The 15,762-nt window shown below is 69.5% G+C and carries 16 protein-coding genes, 1 tRNA gene and 2 pseudogenes; 5 read left to right on the plus strand and 14 right to left on the minus strand.

Going from position 1 to position 15,762, the window contains the following annotated elements; translation table 11 throughout:
* Positions 1-135: 135 nt before the first annotated feature.
* On the minus strand, positions 136-594 hold the full coding sequence (locus K7862_RS07410) for a GatB/YqeY domain-containing protein (protein WP_222961629.1): 459 nt from the start codon (positions 592-594) through the stop codon (positions 136-138).
* Positions 595-765: 171 nt separating this feature from the next.
* Here K7862_RS07410 and K7862_RS07415 point away from each other — a divergent pair, with 171 nt between their 5' ends.
* Together K7862_RS07415 and K7862_RS07420 are read left to right on the plus strand one after the other, a co-directional pair.
* On the plus strand, positions 766-1,689 hold the full coding sequence (locus K7862_RS07415; RefSeq protein WP_222961630.1) for a metallophosphoesterase: 924 nt from the start codon (positions 766-768) through the stop codon (positions 1,687-1,689).
* A gap of 83 nt (positions 1,690-1,772) precedes the next feature.
* Positions 1,773-1,846: transfer RNA gene (locus K7862_RS07420), tRNA-Pro, on the plus strand.
* Between the two features lie 103 nt (positions 1,847-1,949).
* Here the strand turns inward: K7862_RS07420 and K7862_RS07425 are convergent.
* From K7862_RS07425 to K7862_RS07445, 5 genes and pseudogenes are all read right to left on the minus strand, one after another.
* Positions 1,950-3,131, minus strand: a complete 1,182-nt coding sequence (locus K7862_RS07425; RefSeq protein WP_222961631.1) for a site-specific integrase — start codon at positions 3,129-3,131, stop codon at positions 1,950-1,952.
* Between the two features lie 74 nt (positions 3,132-3,205).
* On the minus strand, positions 3,206-3,430 hold the full coding sequence (locus K7862_RS07430; protein WP_222961632.1) for an excisionase family DNA-binding protein: 225 nt from the start codon (positions 3,428-3,430) through the stop codon (positions 3,206-3,208).
* A 205-nt stretch (positions 3,431-3,635) separates the two neighbouring features.
* A complete protein-coding gene (locus K7862_RS07435; protein ID WP_222961633.1) occupies positions 3,636-4,790 on the minus strand; it encodes a DUF3631 domain-containing protein in 1,155 nt (384 codons plus the stop codon).
* A gap of 355 nt (positions 4,791-5,145) precedes the next feature.
* Positions 5,146-6,045 (minus strand): bifunctional DNA primase/polymerase, encoded by a 900-nt coding sequence (locus tag K7862_RS07440; protein ID WP_222961634.1) that lies wholly within the window; start codon positions 6,043-6,045, stop codon positions 5,146-5,148.
* Positions 6,042-6,766 (minus strand): annotated as a pseudogene (locus K7862_RS07445) (DNA methylase). Before K7862_RS07445 ends, K7862_RS07440 begins: the two are co-directional and overlap by 4 nt.
* A 224-nt stretch (positions 6,767-6,990) precedes the next feature.
* On the opposite strand from K7862_RS07445, the gene K7862_RS07450 reads away from it, so the two are divergent.
* On the plus strand, positions 6,991-7,419 hold the full coding sequence (locus tag K7862_RS07450) for a DUF6221 family protein (protein WP_222961635.1): 429 nt from the start codon (positions 6,991-6,993) through the stop codon (positions 7,417-7,419).
* A 105-nt stretch (positions 7,420-7,524) separates the two neighbouring features.
* Here the strand turns inward: K7862_RS07450 and K7862_RS07455 are convergent, their stop codons facing one another.
* The 6 genes and pseudogenes from K7862_RS07455 to K7862_RS37350 all read right to left on the minus strand — a co-directional run bounded on the left by K7862_RS07455 (position 7,525) and on the right by K7862_RS37350 (position 12,329).
* On the minus strand, positions 7,525-8,331 hold the full coding sequence (locus K7862_RS07455; protein ID WP_222961636.1) for a deazapurine DNA modification protein DpdA family protein: 807 nt from the start codon (positions 8,329-8,331) through the stop codon (positions 7,525-7,527).
* Positions 8,332-8,494: 163 nt separating this feature from the next.
* Positions 8,495-9,118, minus strand: coding sequence for a DUF6197 family protein (locus K7862_RS07460; protein ID WP_222961637.1), 624 nt, complete (start codon positions 9,116-9,118; stop codon positions 8,495-8,497).
* 20 nt (positions 9,119-9,138) lie between these two features.
* Positions 9,139-9,333 carry a hypothetical protein gene (locus K7862_RS07465; protein ID WP_222961638.1) on the minus strand — a complete coding sequence of 65 codons (195 nt, stop codon included), beginning with the start codon at positions 9,331-9,333 and terminating at the stop codon, positions 9,139-9,141.
* 21 nt (positions 9,334-9,354) lie between these two features.
* The gene (locus K7862_RS07470; RefSeq protein ID WP_222961639.1) at positions 9,355-9,606 is read right to left on the minus strand and encodes a hypothetical protein; all 252 of its coding nucleotides are present in this window, start codon (positions 9,604-9,606) and stop codon (positions 9,355-9,357) included.
* Positions 9,607-9,747: 141 nt separating this feature from the next.
* Positions 9,748-11,952, minus strand: a complete 2,205-nt coding sequence (locus K7862_RS07475) for a cell division protein FtsK (RefSeq protein WP_222961640.1) — start codon at positions 11,950-11,952, stop codon at positions 9,748-9,750.
* Between the two features lie 89 nt (positions 11,953-12,041).
* A pseudogene (locus tag K7862_RS37350) lies at positions 12,042-12,329 on the minus strand (RRQRL motif-containing zinc-binding protein).
* 151 nt (positions 12,330-12,480) lie between these two features.
* On the opposite strand from K7862_RS37350, the gene K7862_RS07480 reads away from it, so the two are divergent.
* The gene (locus K7862_RS07480) at positions 12,481-13,221 is read left to right on the plus strand and encodes a hypothetical protein (RefSeq protein WP_222961641.1); all 741 of its coding nucleotides are present in this window, start codon (positions 12,481-12,483) and stop codon (positions 13,219-13,221) included.
* 451 nt (positions 13,222-13,672) lie between these two features.
* Here K7862_RS07480 and K7862_RS07485 read toward each other — a convergent pair whose 3' ends face one another.
* Positions 13,673-14,611 (minus strand): DUF2637 domain-containing protein, encoded by a 939-nt coding sequence (locus K7862_RS07485; RefSeq protein WP_222961642.1) that lies wholly within the window; start codon positions 14,609-14,611, stop codon positions 13,673-13,675.
* A complete protein-coding gene (locus K7862_RS07490) occupies positions 14,608-14,898 on the minus strand; it encodes a hypothetical protein (protein ID WP_222961643.1) in 291 nt (96 codons plus the stop codon). The genes K7862_RS07485 and K7862_RS07490 overlap by 4 nt, the downstream gene beginning before the upstream one ends.
* Before the next feature lie 414 nt (positions 14,899-15,312).
* On the opposite strand from K7862_RS07490, the gene K7862_RS07495 reads away from it, so the two are divergent.
* Positions 15,313-15,693 (plus strand): GntR family transcriptional regulator, encoded by a 381-nt coding sequence (locus tag K7862_RS07495; RefSeq protein WP_222961644.1) that lies wholly within the window; start codon positions 15,313-15,315, stop codon positions 15,691-15,693.
* Positions 15,694-15,762: the final 69 nt, after the last annotated feature.

Consider the following 15,762-nt stretch of genomic DNA (forward strand, 5'->3'; position numbering starts at 1 on the left):
GGTCGGTCCGGTCGGTCCGGGCCGTCGCGGGTCCGTAGGGCCGCGCAAGGCACACGTAAGGGGTGCCCCACAATGTGGGGCACCCCTTACTCGTCTCCTCGTCCGGCGTGCGTCGGGCCGGACGTTGCCCGGGGCTCAGCCCGCGAGCTGCTTCTTCACCTCGGCGGCGACCCGGCCGCCCTCCGCCTGCCCGGCGACCTTCGGGTTGACCGCCTTCATCACGGCCCCCATGGCCTTCGGCCCCTCGGCGCCGGTCTCCGCGATCGCGGCCCGCACGAGCTCCGCCAGCTCCTCGTCGCCGAGCTGCTTGGGCAGGTACGCGGCCAGCAGCTCGCCCTCCGCGCGCTCCCGCTCGGCCGACTCGGGCCGGCCGCCCTGCTCGAACGCCTCGGCCGCCTCACGCCGCTTCTTGGCCTCCCGGGTGATCACCTTGAGCACCTCGTCGTCGGAGAGCTGCCGGGCCGTGGAGCCCGCCACCTCCTCCTTGGTGATCGCCGAGAGCGTCAGCCGGAGGGTGGCCGAACGCAGCTCGTCACGGCTCTTGATCGCCGTGGTGAGGTCGTCGTGCAGTCGCTGCTTGAGCGTCGTGGTCATGCCCCGATTTTCGCACTCGCGGCGGGGCGGTGCCGCGTATTAACGGGCGCGGTTCGGCGGGCGCCGCTCAGGGGCACGGGCGGGTGGGCCTCAGGAGGCAGGGGCGGGCGGCGGGCGACGCCGGGCTCGGCCGCGCCCTCGGTTCTCCGTGACGTCTGACACGATGGAGACATGCGCGCGCGATACGGAGTACCCCTGGGTGTGGTGGCGGCCGGCGCAGCCGGTGTCGCCTATGCGGCCGGCTTCGAGGCACGGTCCTTCCGCTTGCGACGCGTCGAGGTACCCGTCCTCCCCGCGGGCATGCGCCCGATCCGCATCCTCCAGGTCTCCGACATCCACATGGTGTCCGGCCAGACGAAGAAGCGGCGCTGGCTGCAGTCGCTGGCCGGGCTGCGTCCGGACCTGGTGGTGAACACCGGCGACAACCTCTCCGATCCCACCGCCGTGCCGGAAGTCATCGACGCGCTGGGGCCGTTGATGCAGTTCCCGGGGACGTACGTGTTCGGGTCGAACGACTACTACGGCCCCAAGTTCCGCAATCCGGCCCGGTACTTGGTGGAGAAGGCCCGCGGCCAGCACGGGCTCAACGGGAAGAGCCACAGCGCGCACGGGGTGATCCGGAACCCGTGGGGCGAGCTGCGGGACGCGTTCGAGGCGGCCGGCTGGGTGGGGCTGAGCAACTCGCGCGGGCGGGTCAAGCTGGAGCACGGGCCGGTGCTGGGCCTGACCGGCCTGGACGACCCGCACATCAAGCGCGACCGGTACGGCGCGGTGACGGGCGGGCCCGACTTGGACGCCGACTTCAACCTGGCCCTGGTCCACGCGCCCTACCTGCGGGTGCTGGACGTTTTCACCGCCGACCGGTACCCGCTGATCCTGGCCGGCCACACCCACGGCGGCCAGGTCTGCATCCCCTTCTACGGGGCGCTGGTCACCAACTGCGACCTGGACACCGGCCGGGTGAAGGGCCTGTCCCGGCACACGGCCACGGGGTGGACCTCCTACCTGCACGTCTCCGCGGGCTGCGGCGCCAACCGGTTCACCCCGGTGCGCTTCGCCTGCCCTCCCGAGGCCACCCTCCTCACCCTCACGTAGCCCCCGCGCGGCCCGGGCCCCGACCTCGGCAAAACCGGATTTCGTCTCCGGGCGCGGGTCCGCTAGAGTAATCGTCGTTGCACCGGGGTGTGGCGCAGCTTGGTAGCGCGCTTCGTTCGGGACGAAGAGGCCGTGGGTTCAAATCCCGCCACCCCGACTGGTGAAACAGCAGGTCGCCGGACCAGATACGGTTTCCGTATCTGGTCCGGCGACCTTCGTTTGTGCACCGGGGAGCCACAGGGGGAGCCACAGGCGTCGGATCAGCCAGGCTCGCCGCCCGCCTCTCCGTCGCCTACCGAGAAGATCTCGTCCATGGCGCCGGCGCCCTCAGTGATCACCGGCCGAAGCTGCTTCCTGTAGACCGCTTCTGTTGTGGCCGTGCTGGTGTGACCGACGACACGCGCGATGACCTCCAGCGGGATGCCGTGGTCCGAGAGCAAGGACACGAAGCTCTGCCGGAGCTCCCGCGGCGTCCACTCGCGAGCGAGCCCAGCTTTGACGACGATGGCCTTGAAGTCGCGTCGTACGTGTGAGGCGTCCAGTGCGTTGGCTGTCCTCGTTGCGAAGACCAGGCCCGTGCCGGACCACTCCAGCCCGGCCCATGCGCGCTCCTGCTGCTGCCACCTCCGATGCTGCTCCAGCACCTTCACGACGTGTTGCGGCAGAGCCAGCGTGCGGCGGCTCCTCCGTGTCTTGGTGTCACCGTGCCGGCGCACAGACCGCCAAACCTCAACGTGCGGAGCTGTGCCCTCTGCCGGCGACAGATGGACGTGGTCCCACGTGAGGGGGCGGGCCTCTTCCGTCCGAATGCCAATGAGCAGCGACAGCACAACGTAGGCGTACAGCCTGGTTCCCTGTGCTGCTGCGAGGACGGCTTTCGCCTGGTCCAGCGTGAGGGCCTTGCTTGGCCGGCCGGGGCGTCCCTCCGGCACGGTGACCAGTTCGGCGACGTTGCGAAGCACCTTGTCCCGTCGCTGGGCGTGTGTGATGGAGCGCCGCAGCACCGAGTGCGTCTCTCGCAAGGAACGCGTGGCGAGCACGTCGGCGCGGTCATCCAACCAGTCGTCTACGTCGTCGGCCGTCAGGTCCTTGAGCTTGGCCTTGCCGAGGAACGGGATCACGTGGTTGTCACCGAGGCTGCGGCACTTGTCGACGGTCTTCTGATCCCGTCCCTTGAGCCCGCGGGCGATCCAGTCATTCACGGCGTCGGACACGGTGTAGTTGGCGGGCGTCTTCACGCCCGTCTCGACCTCCTTCTTGAGGTCACGAAGCTTGGCGCGTACTTCGGTCTTCGTCTTGCCCCGGACCTTCACGCGCCGCCGCTTGCCGGCCGGGGTGAAGCCGAGGGAGACGGCTCCCACGAACCTGTTCTTGGACGCGTCCCAGTAGATGGAGTCAGCGCCGTTTCCCGCCTTACGGGGTGTCTTCGGTTCCGTCGTCATGCTGCGTCGTGTCCTTTCAGCGGAAGGGCCGCGCTCGTGCGAGCGCGGCCCTTCGTCGGGTAGATGGAGGCGGTTCAGGCGGCGTTGATGGCCTCGGCCTTGAGCAGGTCGATGTACTCCTCGATGTATTCGGTCGGGATCAGGCGGCGACGGCCGACGCGGACCGTCCGCAGCCTCCCCAGCCGGATCTCCTCGTAGGCGGTCGAGCGGCCCACGCCGATCACTTCGGCGGCCGACTCGACACAGTGCAGGCGCCGCGCAACGGTGGGCGGAGCAGCGTCCGTGACAGCGGTGGTCACTAGGTCTCCTTCGCGCTGATGACGGTTGCAGGGAGATGAGGGAGCCAGCCCCCTCCCCCTCAGAAGTCCGCTACATCCGCTTCACCGCTACATCGCAGGTCAGCGGCTTGTTCGGCGTAGCGGTGAGGTGGCGTGTAGCGGCTGCGGCCGTTTCCGCGCGCGGTGGCGGCGGTGCGGGTGCAGCCGCTACACGTGGGGGTGTCCGCTACGCGGGCGGGTGCTCTGAGCTGGGCTGTAGCGGCTGAAGCGGATGTAGCGCTTCTGCGGGAAGGGGGGCGCAGTAGCGGGCCCACGCGTCGGTGAGGTCTTCGGCGTAGTAGCCCTTGAGGACCCCGCCTGCGGTGCGGATGTTGCGGGAAGCGATGGGCTCGTTGTCGGCCGTCATGTACTCCCCGAGCATCCGCGACAGGCGGCGGGAGTCCAGCGGCTTGCCCTGGAGATCGGCCCAGGGGGCGTCTTCCAGGGCGTTCAGCCGGTCCAGGACGGCCACGGTCGGCAGCCGGTCCACACCGATCAGGACGTGATCCCGCAGATCGGTGAGCAACCGGATGCCGAGCGAGTGCTTGTCCCCGATCTGCGATGCCTTGACCAGCGTCACGCAAGCCGCGCGGGCACGTGCCGGCCACTCACCGCCCGCGGCATCGGCGACCGCGAGCAGCGGTTCCCACACGTCCGCCGGCCGGTCGGTGACGCCCTCGGGCATCTGCGGCCAGGCGTTGACGACCTGGCCCCGCACGCTCTCCGCCCACCTGGCCAGGCGGTCACGGAGCTTGCCGCCCTCGTGCTCATGGATCCGGGCGCGGAAGGCTTCCACGCGCTCGTTGCGCGCCCGCCGCCGCATCCGCACGATGACCGAGCGCGTGAGGATCGTGTCCGGCAGCGAGCCGAGACCGGCGACGGCCACCGCGCAGTAGGACGGGAAGGCTTGCACCGTCTGGTTACCGCCATCGCCGATGCACCGGTAGGTGACACCGGAGCGGCGGTGACCGGCGTTAAGGAACCCGCGCAATTCCTCGTTGTCCCCGGCCTTGGGGCCAAAGATCGTGTCGATCTCATCGAACAGGATGGTGGGGCGACCGTCTCCACCGGACACGGCGCGAAACAGGGCGGCGGCCGAGGCGTTGACCGCGACCATGGGGTGAGGGGTGAGGGTTTCGACCACTTCCAGGGCCCGGGACTTTCCGGATCCCGGTTCGGGGCTGAGGAAGGCCAGGCGGGGTGTGGAGTCGAAGCAGTCGAGCAGGTGCGCGTGCGCGTCCCACAGGGTGACGGCCACGTAGGCGGCTTCCCGGGGGAAGACGTTGAATCGGCGGTGGAAGGCTTCCACCTCGTTGAGCAGGGCGGCGCCGTTCTCGCTCATACGGCCAGCCTCCTTTCCGGTACGGGGTGACGCAGGCGGCATACCTGTCGGTGGTCGTTGTGGGCTTGGACGAGGGCGAGCACGTCGCGTCGGCCGGAGGCTTCGACGTGCCGGCCGCACAGGCAGTCCGAGGTGGCCCACGGGATCGTGTTCCAGCTCGGCGGCGCGATGACGTGCAACCACGCAACGGGCTGGCGCTCGTCTGTCGAGCGCGGGTGAGGGAGAAGGGCTGGAAGGACGCCTTCGGCGACGACCTTCGGCGCGTTACTCGCCGCGGGAGCTCCGGGCGGTGTGGCGGAGCCGGGGTGGTCGGGGGTGGGCGTGGGGCGTTTCAGCGGCGGGGTGGTGGGGGTGGTCATGAGGCTTCCTGCCGGGGTCGCACGGTGCGCTTGGAGTAGGCCAGTGCGCTGCGGATCGTGGCGCGGCACTCGACCGCGGTGAGTCCCGCCGACTCCCCCGCCGCCTGAAACGCCTCTTCCACCGTGGCGCGGCCGATGTCCCCGCGAGCCACGTACCGGCCCACCCGGATCACCGCCCGCAGCAGTTCCGTGTTGCGCGCCCCGACATCGCGACGCGCGGCCACAGCGGCGCTCTCGCGTTCCAGGGCTACCGCAGCGCAGCGGGAGGCGTCGCGGACCGGCGGGACGCGGAACGGGCCCGCCACGGGCCCCTGAGAGGGCGTCAGGGCGCTTTGCAGCCATTCGGGCAGGTCTGCAACGGGTGCGTCGCCCAGGACCGTGTACGAGCCCCCAGGGGTCACGGACCCGGGGGCGACGACCTGTCCGCCCCATGCCCGGGTATCCACGCGCGGGGCAAGAGTCCCTGCGGAGTTGGTCAGCCGGACGCCGGGCGGGGCGGTGAAGTACAGGTGCGTGCCGCCGCTCGCGGTCCGGATCGTGCGCGTGGTGGGGACGGGCTGTCCGGCGCGCTCGCAGAGCGCCAAGAAGTTCGCCGCGCCGTCAGGCGTGCCCTTCTCGTCTGTCGGCTTGCACCTGTCGAGATCGACCACCAGCAGCCCGGCGGGACCGGTGGCGATCCCAACGTTGAACGGACCGGCAGCCCAGCACCGCTCGATACGGGCGGGATCGGTGGTGGCGCGCTGCTCGAACGTCTTGTGCCCGGTGCGGCAGTCTCCGGTGCGGTGACAGGCACGCTCGCCGTGCAGGTTGGGGATCTTCCGCCCGGGCCATAGCGGGATGACGGGCCAGCCTCGTTCGGCGGCGTCCAGCGCGGCGCGCAGGAGGTGTTGGTTCATGCGGCCACCGCCAGGGTGTGGGTGGTGAGGAAGGCGCGGCCGATCCATTCGCCGTAGGCGGGCGGGACGGCTTCGGTCAGTTCCTCGCGTACGTCGTCCACGTGATGCCCATCGCGGCTTGCAGTTCGGGGACGGTGCCTTTGCCGCCGCCGTTGCCGTAGGCGGCGACATAGGGGCCGTCTTCGTACTTGCCGTGTCGCCATCCGCGTACCTTCCCGCGATGCGGCAGGTGCGCCGGCCGCAGGGCGCTCCACCCGCCCAGCTCGAAGTTGCGGTGCCGCAGCACGCCGAGTCCGAACATCTCCCCGCACAGAGTGATGTCCTTGCGGATCTTCGCGCGCCCGTTGGGCTGCTCCAGCACGTACGGCAGGCCGGAGCGTTCGAGCAGGGCCCGGGTCGGCGCGACGAGGTCGACGTGTTCGCGACCCCAGCCGCGTGCGGTGTTGGTGCCCACGGTCAGAGCGCACTTGGCCTGGCAGGGCGGCGCGGCGTTGACCAGGGTGTAGCGGCGGATCTTCCCGGTCCGGATCAAGCGGTCGAGGTGTTCGAGGGCGTCGGCGACGGTCAGCCGGAACGGGTAGTTGGGGCGGTCGACGTGGTCCACGCCGTGGACGTCGAATCCGGCGCGTGCGAAGCCGGTCGCGATCCCGCCGGCGCACGAGTACAGGTCCAGCAGTAACGGCCGATCGGGCCGTCGCCGGTTGCGGATGGGATGGGTCATGCTGGGTGTCTCCAGTTCCTTGATGGGGTGCTGGTTGCCGGGACGGCCGTGGTCTTTGGTGAGAGGCGGCCGTCCCGGGTGCGGTCGGGTGGGGGCGAGGTGTGCGATCGGCGGATGTGCCGGATGGTGTCGGGTCGCGTCGAAGACTTCGTGGCTCGCCAACGGTTCAGAGGTTCTTCGCTGTCGCAGTGAAGACGTCAGTACGTCAAGGTCAGAAGGGGGCAGTGGTGGTGTCGCTGCAAGAAGTGCACGACTTCCTCGTCAAGTGCATCGGTGAGGAGGTGAAGACCGCCCATGCAGTGCAGCCGAACCTGGACGGCGAATGGCCGGCGTCGTGGTGGCAGGGTGCTGGCCCGGACTTTTCGACGCTGATCCTCGCGGGGCCAGAGGGTCCGGACTTCGACGCGGGTACGCCAGAGAGAGCTGCCTTCGTCGTGAAGAACGACCCCGCGCATGTTCTCCGCTTCGTCGATTACCTGCGATGGATCGTCAAGCAGCACGAGCCTGTTCTCGTGCCTGCGGAGAAGGATGGCGAGACGGTCGCCGAGGAGGTCTGTCCCATCGACGGCGCGGAGTGCGAAACTCTGCACTTCATGGCGGCCGAGATCTTTCACGACCGCTCGGGCTTCAAGAGGGAGTGGCGGCGGAAGTAACGGCAAGGGTGAGCGATCTTGACGATCGGAGCTCTCCTCGATTTGCCGTTCCGTCCGTAGACCGGGCGGCACCCAGCGTGCGGGCCTGCCGACGAGGTGCAGTCTTCAGTATCCGCCGAGTCGTACGGGCGGGATGCTGGCCGGAAGTTCGGCCAGGACCTTGGTGCGCCAGTTCAGGGCGTAGGGCAGGCAGTTGGCGCAGTTCTTGTGGGTGGTGTGGCCGGGCATCGGGGGTCGTCTGCGGGCGTGGTAAGACCAGGCGGCCGAGTCGGCGGAGCCCATGAGGTGGCCGACCTTCTTCAGGCCGAGGGTTTTGAAGCCGAAGCCGTGTAGGCGTATGCCGTGAGTGGCTAGGGTCGTGACGATCGCGGCGCCGTCGTTGGTGGACTGTCGACGGCAGACCGACCCCAGGCCGACGAGCAGTTCGCGGGTGAGGTCGATGCCGGCACGGTGGTACAGGCTCACGCAGTGCTCGTAGTCCGGGAGCTCCCAGCCCTGGAGCACGGGAACGATCGGCAGGTCCGGAGCCAACTCGCGCAGGTGCAGGTAGTTGGCCACGGTGCGGCGCTGGTGTTCGGCGACGCTGAGGCCGGTTCCGGTGAAGTGCTGTCCGCCGTAGGTGCCGCCGTGGATGATCGCGGGTTCGCACATCCAGTCCTGCGGTGCGGCCCAGTCAAACGGGCCGACCTCATCGCGGATGCGCCGCAGGTCATCCACGTACTGCTGCGGGGTGGTGGTCCAGCGTCCGAACCGCTGCAGGATAGTGAAGCCCCCGGAGTCGATCGCGTAGCGACCGATCGCGCGCGGCAGGCTGCGGGCAGTGCCCACGCCGAAGTGCTCGTACTTCAGGAACAGCGGCACGTCGGTGAGGGCGATCCAGTGCCGTTTGTGAGTGGTCAGGTAGAACCTCATGCTGCCTCCTTCGATGCAGCAAAGGAGGCCCAGTCGCCCAGCGAGCATTACGGGCGGCTCAGGATGGGGCACCCTGGGGGTCTCCTGTTCTGATTCGTCGGGATGGGGAGACCGGGGGCGGCGGGCTGTCCTTGTCCGGGAGTGCCGTCGCCCTCGGGCGTCTTCAGGTGTCTGCGCCGCGCGTGCCGCCGCGCGCGACGAGCGCCGCAGCGCGCACCACCGCGAGCGCCTGTTCGCCGGACACGTGGGGATGTTCGTTCCAGCGGGGGTACGGCTGGACGATGCCGCGGGCCCGCAGCACGTTGTTGATGTGGTCCCCCGCGGCAGTGGCGGTGTCCTCGGTGCCATAACCGAGGAGGAACACGGTTCGCTGTGCGCCGAGGATGCAGCGGCGCCCGCCGCAGGTGCGGAGGCGCTCGCCGGTCTGGGCCCAACCCCATCGCTCCAGCACGAGGGCGGTGAGGTCGAGGTGCTGCGCGGGGGTGATCCGCAGCCGGGCGACGGCTTCGCCGCGGCGGGCGGGGTGCAGGGACAGCAGTCGGTCGGGCAGCACTCGCCACAGCCCTCCGGGCAGGCTCATGCCTGCCGGGTCGCCTGCGGGTGCCGGCGGGAGTGCGGCGAGTGCGTCGCGCACGAGCTGGTCGGTGGTGGCGGTCACGAGCCGGTGCGCGGCGAGGGGCTGCGGGTGTTGGGTGGCGAGGTAGTTCTCTATGTCGCGGATCAGGTCGGCTCCGAGGGCCGGGAAGTCGCTGCCCTCGCCGGTCGGGCGAATGGTGGTTTGGTTCATGGGCGAGCCTCCATGCCCAGTCAGCCGCGCATCTGCGCGAGGGTGTGGGCAGCGCTGGCCATGAACTCGTTGATGGGCCCGGCAGCTCCGGTGGCCGCGGCGTAGAAGCCGAACAGGAACACCACCAGGGCGGCGCCGCCGGAGGTGGCGCGGGAGCGGACTGCGAAGAACGATGCGACGCCGAACAGCAGCACGGCGGAGATGGACAGGATCACGGGCAGGGTCTCCGTTCCCGGTCAGCGGGTGCCGTCGCGGTGGATGCCGCGGGCGATGTTGTAGGCGCGCCGGCCGCGGCGTATGTGGACGCCGTGGCCCTTGCAGCGGCGGCAGGTCTTGCCGCGCTTGGGGCGTCCTTTGCGGTCGGTGGTGGTGGCGAAGCCGAAGCCGTGGCAGTGCCGGCAGGTCGCGAACGGCTGGACCGCACACACTCCGACATAACCGAGCGTGACGAGCAGCAGGCAGGCGATAGCAAGGACGGGGAGGGTCATGAGGGTGCCTCCGGGGCGGTTTCCTGGGGTTTCCGCAGGTGGGTCGCTATCCGCTAGCGGCCTGATCAGATGTGGTTTGGGGCGCTAGCGGGGCCGCTAACGTTAGCGGGTGCTGCCGCTAGCGTTAGCGACCCAGCGGGGTCAGGACGCGTCCCGGTTTCCGTCACGCTCCGCTATCGCGGTGGTGATGTGGGAGCGGTCGATGCCGCGCCGGTTGACGACCTTCCCGTCCACGCGCCGCCCGACCTGGATCGTGGACACCCCGTGCGGCTTGAGGGCTGCCGCCAACGCGTCTGGCTCCCAACCGTCGTAGACCTCCGGCCGCAGCTCCGCCAGGCGGGCAACGACCGTCTCGGACCACACCTTGGCCTCCGACGCGGGCACGACGGCGAGGATGTCGGCGAGCAGGTCGTAGCCGGAGGCCGTGACCTCGGGTTCCTCGCCCAGGGCGTAGCCGGACAGCAGGCCGGCCTTCTCCCGGACCGCGCGGGCGCGGGCGGCGATGTCGTCGGCGTCGCGGCCGTCGACGTAGAGCGCCCGCACGATCCGGGCGTCCGATCCCTCACCCACGAAGTAGTGGATGCCCTTATCATTCCAGGCGAACATGGTCGCCCGGACCCCGCGTTTGTAGGCGGAGGTACCGAGCACCATGTCGTTCTCCAACTGGCCCATGACCTTCAGGCACCACCGGGCCGACGCGTTCGCGCTGATCCCGGTGGGCAGGGCTTTGGCGTCGGGGCGCTGGGTGGCGAGCAGCAGCACGATGCCGGTGGCGGGGCCGCGCTTGACCAGGTCGGTGGCGATCTCCTCGAACTCCTTGGCGTGCTCGGGGTGCTCGAAGAGGACCTGGCACTCGTCCACACCCACGATGATCGGGTGCAGCCCGAGCGTGCGCTTGTCGGCGAGCGTGCTGGTGACCTTGGATTCCGGGCAGATGTCCCGGGGCAGTGACCGGATCACCTTGGTGCGGCGCCGCAGTTCCTCCCGCAGGGCGCGGAAGTCGTTGAGGCAGTAGGTGATGGCTTCGTCGTCGTCGCCGGCCGCGTGCCGGTGGGAGACGGCCGTGCCGACCGGGTCGAGGTCGCCGGTGCCCTTCATGTCGTAGGTGTGCAGCTCCGCCCGCGGGTCGAGTGCGGCGATGAGCAGCAGCAGGCGCAGGAGGAAGGTCTTGCCCATCCGCGGGATCGCGCCGATGACTCCGGCGATGTACATCAGGGTTGCTTCCACCCAGCGTCCGCGCTGGTCGGTGCCGTACGCGACGGGCTTGAAGAGGTCCACGTTCCCGGACCGCAGCAGCGGCCACTTGGGCTGCTTGGCGCGGGACATGTCCTGGTCGCCGACCCACAGCACCAGGTGCCCGGTGTGCTCGTCCGGCACCGCCTCCGGCCACACACAGCCCAGCGGGCGGCGCAGGCCCGACGCGAGCCGGTCCCGACGCTCGATCACGTCCGTGACCGTCACGCCGTACGGGAGGTTGCCTTCCGCGCGCCAGCCAGGGCCGTCGCGGGTGATCGGGGCGGTGAACTCGAAGCCGTCCCGGCCGTTGCCCTGCGCCTGGTTGATCGCCGGGATACCCAACGCGCCCAGCGCGCGGAGCACGATGTCGGAGGTGAGCTTGGTGGCCTTGGGCACTTCCACCGCCCTGTGGACGACCGGGGCGTCCGGCTTGCGGCCGGCGAACCCCAGCGCCATCACCACCGCGCCGACCGACACGGCCTGCAGCCACCCCGGGGCCAGCACGTACATCGCCAGGGCCGAGGCGAGGCCGACGAACAGGGCCAGCACCGCCACCAGGGTCCGCATCTTGACCCGTGCGTCACGCAGCCGCGACAGCTTCAGATACTCCGCCGCATCCTCCCGCCGCACCGCGGCCAGCCGGACCGGCTCGCCCTCCCGGTCGGCCACCCACCGCAAGGATCCGCCGATGAACTTCGCCGCGCCCGCCGGAGCCTGAAGGGACAGGCGGGCGGCGTAGACCGGCGTCCGCAACGCGTGGAAACCCGCCACGTGGGCGTAGTGCTTGCCCACCCACACCGAAGCCGTCTTCAACTCCCCCACCGACCGCAGCCACTCCGGGACCACCGGACGCCGCCGCGCATTCCGCAGGCGACCCAGATACCCGGGACCCGACGCCGGGCCCGACGAGTCGACCAGCACCCGCCCCAACCCGTCGCCCGACACGTCGGCGCCCGTGTCGAGTCCGGAGTCGGGCGACGCGGCACCCGACCGGTCGGCCGACTCACGGACCGCGCGGGCCTTGTCCAAGTCGACTACCTCGCCGCCGAAGTCGGCGGACAGGTCGGCTTCCAATCGCTTGAAGAACTCGTTCTCGTCCTCGTGCTTCACTGATGTTCCTTCCAGAACTGGAGGGGTGAGCGGGCCCGACCGACGCTGTGAGAGGTGGGCGGTCGGGCCCGCGGTTGTTGGATCCGCCTTCAGGCGGCGCGCTGATCCTCGGGATAGGCACACGGCACGCACGTGCCGAGCGAAGTCGGGATGACGTACCGGCATCCACGCGGCAGGCCGGGCAGGTGCGGCGGGCGGTCATCGCGGCGGCGAGCGCCGCCCGCTTGGCGGTGGTCATGGGTCGGACGGGCTTGGCCAGGTCGGTTCGGTACAGGAATGCCACCGAGCAGCCGCTCTTACGGCGGAGGGATCGGCGCATCACCTGAGCCACCACCGGCTGACCACCCCTTCGCGCGAAGCTGTCGGCGGGTGGCCATACCGTCCGGGGCCGGGCGCCACGGGAAGGTGGGGATCCCCCAGCGGGCGCCGTCGTTCTCCAGACTGCGATGTGTGTCATGAGACACCGGGGTTGTGATGATTGCCGCATCTTTGTGACCTTGAGGGCTGTGGGGCGGCATCATTCGGTGCATGCAGATCGAGGCGATATCCGCGGTAGCGGCTTCTGGAGCGGCGATCCTAGGCATCCCTGCGGCACTGATTGTCGGGTTTCGTCAGGCCCGTGCCGCTCGCGAGGCCGTCGCGGACGGTGCCCAAGCGGCGAGCTCGCAGTGGCGGAACAACAACCGTCGCGATGCCGTCGTAGCGTTCATCTTGGCGGTTGAGCAGGCGCTGGAACTGGCGCGCGCGATCAAACCTGCTGACACCCCAGTCGACCTTGAGGACGCGAAGTCGATGAGGCGGGAGCTCCGCAAGACGCTGGCCGTGGTTCAGCTGGAAGGTCCCGCAAGCATCGCCGAGCTAGCTGAGGAGGTCCAGAAGGCGGTGGACGGCACGCTATGCGCGGTGATGGCTGAGCATCGCGGCATTGCGCCAACTCTCGCGCTAAGAGCTGCTGCTGCGCGGGGGGATGAGGCGGCGTTGGCCTTGCAAAGGCGCCTTAACGGGCGGAGTTCAAACTCCTCACCGGCTGACGCGCAACTGTGGCGGGATGTAGTCCAGGCCGGCATCCTCACCTCTCGTCAGGTATCCATCCTCAGCGTTCGAAACCGCGCGAGGCGGGAGGGGCGGGTCTACGCAGGGCGCCCAAGAGTTCCGTTCGCAGGTCATTACCAATCGAACCGCCAGGCCCTCGAAAACTTCATCATGGTGGTGCGCGATCACCTGGACTCTCCGTCGGGGGCTCCATTGTCGCGACGTCTATCCGCTTGATCACACGCGCATTGCCCACGATCATTTCCTGGCGTCGCCCGCGGTGAGGAGGGGCACGATGGTGGCTGATCGGTTGGCGACCTGCTCACGGGGGCGGTGTTCTCGGCGAGGAGAGTTGCGATGACCGTGGCGGCGGCGTCAACCTGCTCTTGGAGTCGTTGCCGCTCCTGTCTCATCCAAGCCCGCGTCCGGCGCAAGCCCGCCGAACCCCACATCCCTGCGGTGGAGGTAGTGTTCCAGCTCCATGCGCCGGACCCGCAGGTCACGACTGGTGCCACTACTAAAAGAGGCCCCGAGCCCGGTCAACCGCCAGGGCCGCCTCCGATGATCACTCGACGTTGATGTTGAACCTAACCGGGCGCTGCGGAGGAAGCTACGACGATCTCAATGAGACACATCTGAGTGTCTGGAGAACCGGTCGGGTCGTAGCAGGTGCCGAACGCCGGAGACATCAGGCAGCCACCGCCTCAGCCCCACCGCGCTCGCCGCGCAGCACGTCACGCGCGGTGCGAGCGTGGGCGGCGCCGCACTGCACGGCCTGCCGGATCCGGTCGGCCGTCAGATGCTCGATCGGCCACGACCCGGTGACCGTGCGGGCCTCGGCCAGCACGTCATCGAACGTGCGGCGACCCGGCTTCGGCCTGGCCGCAGGGTTGGCACTCCGGCGCCGGCCGGTCGGCTTCGGTGCCTCCGGACCGCCCGCGCCCGGCGCCACAGGGGCGGCGACCGATTCGGATACGGCAGGGGCAAGCTCACCGAGCTTGAGCAGCACGCGGGTGCGGCGGTCGGTCTGGGAGCGCCACCGCCGACCATGCTTTTGCCGCAGGTCGGCGCGGGCGAGTTGCCGCTTGCGCTCCCGGGCGAGCGCGTCGGTGTAAGAGGTGATCTCCCACAGCGTCATGCGCCGCCACAGCGCGAACGTGGTGATCGGGGCGAGGACCCAGCGCGAACGGCGGATCTTCTCCATCCGCCGGCCGGTCACCGCGCCGATCCGGACCGCGTAGACGTGCGCGGCCACCTCGGACAGCACCACCCACAGCAGCGGCATCGTTCCGTGTGCCACCTTCGCCGACAGCGAGTGCCCGGCCGCGATGTTCAGCCAGCAGGTGACCCCGGTGAGGAACCAGGGCACCCAGCGAACCCACGACAGGGCCATGTCCATCCGGATCAGCAGCAGGTTCACCACGGTGAACACCGGGATGGCCAGGTCGATCCCGACCGGCAGCATCTGCGGAGTGGCGAACCCCCACCGCGCGCCCGCGGCGGACACGGTGTCAAAGCTCATGGCCAGCCCCACACCACCGACACCCACCCCGAGCAGGGCGGCGCCCGCGAGTAAGGCACGCTCGCCACGCGTCAGCGGCGGCACCTTCGTCTGGTCGGTGCTCATGCCGCCGCTCCCTTCCGGCGCGGCCGGCGGCGCACGGGCTGCGGCAGCGAGAGGACGTTGAACAGCTCCGGGGCGTATGCCTCGATCACCTCGGCGGCGACCTGGCTCACCCGGTCCGGCATGGTCGGGTCGTCGGCCAGGATGTCGCGGGCCGCGGCCAACCGCGCCGCCCGCTCCTCCTCGGTCTCGCCCTCCTCCCCCAGCCACAGCTCAACCGGGGTACCGAGGGCCAGTTCCACGAAATCGGTGTCGGAGACCGCCTGATGACGGCCGATGTATGCACACATGTCTGCTCTCCGGTGCTCGACGGGAAGGGAGAGCCACGGCGGCGGGCGAACCTTGGTCGGGAGTCCCGCCGCCGTGGCCAAGAGAGAAGGGAGCCCCGGGCCGGAGTCGATCCGGCGCCCTCACGGCGGGATGCCGGGGCAGGTCGCGCTGTACATCACGCGGGAGTCGGACCCGCGCAGCCGCCTACTTGGCCGAGGAGAGGCGGCATGATCCCCATTCAGTTGTCAAAGGACGGTCGCTCCCGACGGGTGTGGCAACCCCTGAACAGGGGCTCCCGTGTTGCCACGGGACCCATCGACACAGAGAGTGGGTTACCTAGGTAGCTCACTAGACACAAGCTACCTAGGTAGCTCGTGAGGGTCAACCCTCTCGACGCGAGAGGGGGAAAACTACCGTTGGATACGCTCCTAGGTATGGACTGGAAGCCAGAGAAGCCGCCAAGCGCCAAGGAGATCGCCGGTCGGTTCCGTGACGACATCGCCGCAGGCACCTACCCGCCCGGACGCCAGCTCCCGGGCGCCAAGGGCGTCGCCAAGGCACTGGGAGTCGCGCTCATGACCGTGCAGAGTGCGTACAAGCAGCTCGCTGAGGATGGCCTGGTGGAAGGCCGGCCGGGCAGCGGCACCTACGTCATCGAACCGCAGAAGGGCCAGCCCAGCGCGAGCGAGACCGCTCTCGGGCTGCGCGAACTTCAAGACCACCTGAGCCATGTCACCTCCCAGCTCTCCGAACTTCGCGACCGAGTCGCCCGGCTGGAAACCGTTCAACCTGGCCGTTCTGACGAGAACCAGTAAGCCGGAAGATGCGCGCATGCGCAGTGGACAGGGGTTAACAGTGCCCGCGTGTTAACTGTTAACTGCCCA

Source organism: Actinacidiphila acidipaludis (genome assembly GCF_019890725.1).
GTDB classification, from domain to species: domain Bacteria; phylum Actinomycetota; class Actinomycetes; order Streptomycetales; family Streptomycetaceae; genus Actinacidiphila; species Actinacidiphila acidipaludis.

What these genes read in the sequence shown, in the direction of transcription:
- K7862_RS07415 (WP_222961630.1), top strand. Translation starts at nt 766, where the DNA reads ATGCGCGCGCGATACGGAGTACCCCTGGGTGTGGTGGCGGCCGGCGCA.
- K7862_RS07490 (WP_222961643.1), bottom strand. Translation starts at nt 14,898, where the DNA reads ATGTGTGCATACATCGGCCGTCATCAGGCGGTCTCCGACACCGATTTC.
- K7862_RS07470 (WP_222961639.1), bottom strand. Translation starts at nt 9,606, where the DNA reads ATGACCCTCCCCGTCCTTGCTATCGCCTGCCTGCTGCTCGTCACGCTC.
- K7862_RS07440 (WP_222961634.1), bottom strand. Translation starts at nt 6,045, where the DNA reads ATGAACCAACACCTCCTGCGCGCCGCGCTGGACGCCGCCGAACGAGGC.
- K7862_RS07495 (WP_222961644.1), top strand. Translation starts at nt 15,313, where the DNA reads ATGGACTGGAAGCCAGAGAAGCCGCCAAGCGCCAAGGAGATCGCCGGT.
- K7862_RS07480 (WP_222961641.1), top strand. Translation starts at nt 12,481, where the DNA reads ATGCAGATCGAGGCGATATCCGCGGTAGCGGCTTCTGGAGCGGCGATC.
- K7862_RS07410 (WP_222961629.1), bottom strand. Translation starts at nt 594, where the DNA reads ATGACCACGACGCTCAAGCAGCGACTGCACGACGACCTCACCACGGCG.
- K7862_RS07435 (WP_222961633.1), bottom strand. Translation starts at nt 4,790, where the DNA reads ATGAGCGAGAACGGCGCCGCCCTGCTCAACGAGGTGGAAGCCTTCCAC.
- K7862_RS07485 (WP_222961642.1), bottom strand. Translation starts at nt 14,611, where the DNA reads ATGAGCACCGACCAGACGAAGGTGCCGCCGCTGACGCGTGGCGAGCGT.
- K7862_RS07460 (WP_222961637.1), bottom strand. Translation starts at nt 9,118, where the DNA reads ATGAACCAAACCACCATTCGCCCGACCGGCGAGGGCAGCGACTTCCCG.
- K7862_RS07425 (WP_222961631.1), bottom strand. Translation starts at nt 3,131, where the DNA reads ATGACGACGGAACCGAAGACACCCCGTAAGGCGGGAAACGGCGCTGAC.
- K7862_RS07455 (WP_222961636.1), bottom strand. Translation starts at nt 8,331, where the DNA reads ATGAGGTTCTACCTGACCACTCACAAACGGCACTGGATCGCCCTCACC.